The sequence below is a fragment of the Micromonospora sp. NPDC049799 genome (assembly GCF_040656655.1).
Lineage (GTDB): Bacteria > Actinomycetota > Actinomycetes > Mycobacteriales > Micromonosporaceae > Micromonospora.
The window spans coordinates 1-2,624 of sequence record NZ_JBFAMU010000618.1 but is presented as its reverse complement, the minus strand read 5'-3'; the positions used below and the strand labels follow the sequence as shown (position 1 = coordinate 2,624).

Annotated in this window: 3 protein-coding genes; all 3 read right to left on the bottom strand. The window is 74.3% G+C overall.

Annotated elements, in window-relative coordinates:
- Window positions 1-81 precede the first annotated feature (81 nt).
- Entirely contained in the window at window positions 82-798 is a 717-nt protein-coding gene (locus AB0I76_RS27310; protein WP_357041221.1) for an SRPBCC family protein, read from the bottom strand.
- Window positions 795-2,174 carry an acetyl-CoA carboxylase biotin carboxylase subunit gene (locus AB0I76_RS27305; protein WP_357041216.1) on the bottom strand — a complete coding sequence of 460 codons (1,380 nt, stop codon included), beginning with the start codon at window positions 2,172-2,174 and terminating at the stop codon, window positions 795-797. Before AB0I76_RS27305 ends, AB0I76_RS27310 begins: the two co-directional genes overlap by 4 nt.
- A 12-nt stretch (window positions 2,175-2,186) precedes the next feature.
- The coding region (accB, locus tag AB0I76_RS27300; protein ID WP_357041213.1) for an acetyl-CoA carboxylase biotin carboxyl carrier protein at window positions 2,187-2,624 on the bottom strand (438 nt) is incomplete at its 5' end.

Here is a 2,624-nt window from a genome sequence, read left to right as displayed (position 1 = left end):
GGCGGCACGTCGACGGCGGCGACGAGCCGCCGCGCCGGCTCCGGCGCCAGCCCGTTGCCGGTCGACCCGTTCGTCGTCGGCTCACTCATCGCCGGCACCCCCGTCCCGGGCCAGCCGCTCGATCTTCTCCCTGATCACGGCGAGCTGGATCGCGCTGTTGGCGTTGATCCGGTCGGTCATGCCGGCGTTGTCCACCGGCGCCGTCGGTGTCATCGCGAAGTCCTGCACCCAGGTCATGCGGGTGCCGCCCGGTTCCTCGGTGTAGCGCCAATGGATCCGCATGTACTCGAACGGCCCGGTCTCCACCCGCCGGGCGTGGACCTCCCGGGCCACCGGGTCGGCGGTCCGCTCACTGACCCAGCTCCAGGCGACACCGTTCTCGTCGGGGTGCATGGTGAGCCGGAACCGGACGGTGTCCCCGTCGCGGTGCAGGATCTCCGCGCGGGCGTACTCGGTGAACAGCTCGGGCCACCCGGCGACGTCGTTGGTGACGTCCCAGACCAGCGGCAGCGGCGCGGCGATGAGCACGCTGTTCTCGGTGTGCCCCGGCGGGTCGGCGCGGCGGGCGACCAGGTCGGCGACGTCGGCGATGCTCAGCTGGCCGCTCTCCTCTCCGAGGTGCACCTGCCACCGGTCGGCGACGACGGCGGACAGTTCGAGCAGGGCGAGGGAGTCCATGCCGAGCTCGTCCAGGGACGCGGCCGGCGCGCGGGCGGCGGCGTCGGGGTCGAGCCCGCAGTTCGCCACCAGGATCTCGGTGATCTCGGCGGTCAGCGGGCGGCCGTGGGTGACGGTCATCGGGTCCTCCTGTGCGGTGGGTCGGTCGGGTCGGCCAGCAGCCGGTCGACCAGGCCGGTCGAGTAGCGCCCCTTGCGGAAGCCGGCGTCGTCGAGCACCCGGCGGACGAAGGGGATGGTGGTGCGAATGCCGGGACCGGCGATGTCGAACTCCTCCAGGGCGCGTTCCAGGCGGTTGAGCGCCAGTTCCCGGTCCGGCGCCCAGACGGCCACCTTCGCCAGCAGCGAGTCGTAGTGCGGTCCGACGAGGTAGCCGGGGCGGCCGTGGGTGTCGACACGGGTGAAGGGACCCCCGGGCGGGAGGAACCGCTCCAGCCGGCCGGGGGTGGGCGCGAAGTCGCGGTCCGGGTCCTCGACGTTGACCCGGCACTCGATCGCCACCCCGTGCGGACGGATCTCCCCCTGCCGCCAGCGCAGCGGTACGCCCGCGGCGATGTGGAGCTGCTCGTGCACCAGGTCGATGCCGGTGATCATCTCGGTGACCGGGTGCTCGACCTGGATCCGGCAGTTGATCTCCAGGAAGTGGAACCGCTCGTCCGGGTCGACCAGGAACTCCACCGTGCCCGCGCCGGTGAAGCCGACCTCCAGCGCGCCGCGCAGCGCGCAGTCGGCGATGCTCTCCAGGGTGCCGGCGGACAGGAACGGGGCCGGTGCCTCCTCGACCAGCTTCTGGTGCCGACGCTGCACCGAGCAGTCCCGGGTGCCCAGGTGCACGCCGTTGCCGTGCCCGTCGCAGAGCACCTGCACCTCGACGTGCCGGGCGCCGACCAGGTAGCGCTCGACGTACACCCGGTCGTCGCCGAAGGCGACCTGCGCGGCGCCCCGCGTCCGCGCGTACGCCCGGGGCAGCTCCGCCGGGGTGTGCACGACGGTCATCCCGCGGCCCCCGCCCCCGGCGGCGGCCTTGACGATGACCGGGTAGCCGACCTCCGCGGCGACCTGCGCGGCCCGTTCGACGGTGGGCACCGGCGCGACGCTGCCCGGGGGCAGCGGCAGCCCGGCCCGGCGCATCAGCTTCCGCGCGGAGGACTTGTCGGCCAGCGCGGCCATCACCTCCGGGGGCGGCCCGATGAACGTCAGGCCGTTGTGGGCGCAGATCTCGGCGAAGTCGGCGTCCTCGGAGAGGAACCCGTACCCGGGGTGCACCGCCTCCGCGCCGACCAGGCGGGCCGCCTCGACGATCGCGGCCGCGTTGAGGTAGCTGCGCCGGCTCGCCGCCGGTCCGATGAGGACCGCCTGGTCGGCCAGCCGCACCGCGGCCGAGTCGGCGTCCGCCGTGGAGTAGACCACCGCCGTCTTCACCCCCAGTTCGCGGCAGGCTCGCAGCACCCGCAGCGCGATCTCGCCCCGGTTGGCGATCAGTACCTTCGTGAACATCGAACCCCCGCCTCAGGCCGGTTCCAGCGCGAGCAGCGGCTGGTCGTACTCGACCGGCTGGCCGTCGTCGGCCAGCACCTCGACCACCCGGCCGGCCCGGTCGGCGGTGACCTCGTTCATGAGCTTCATCGCCTCGACGATCCCGACGACCTGACCGGGACGGATCACGTCGCCGACGGCGACGAAGGGCGCGGCCCCCGGTTCGGGCGCCCGGTAGAAGGTGCCGACGATGGGCGAGCGCACCGCCAGGCGGTGGACCGGCTCCGGCGCGACGGCGGGCGCGGGCCGGGGCGCGGGCGGCACGACGGGCGGCGGCGCGGGATACGCCGAGCCGGGCGTGGCGGGCGTGGCGGCGTCGTGCCACTCCACCTCCAGCACGCTGTCGCCGGCGCGCAGGAACACCCGGCGTACCGGCCCGGGCAGCTCGGCGACCACCTGCCGCGCGTGCTG

What these genes read in the sequence shown, in the direction of transcription:
- AB0I76_RS27310 (WP_357041221.1), bottom strand. Translation starts at nt 798, where the DNA reads ATGACCGTCACCCACGGCCGCCCGCTGACCGCCGAGATCACCGAGATC.
- AB0I76_RS27305 (WP_357041216.1), bottom strand. Translation starts at nt 2,174, where the DNA reads ATGTTCACGAAGGTACTGATCGCCAACCGGGGCGAGATCGCGCTGCGG.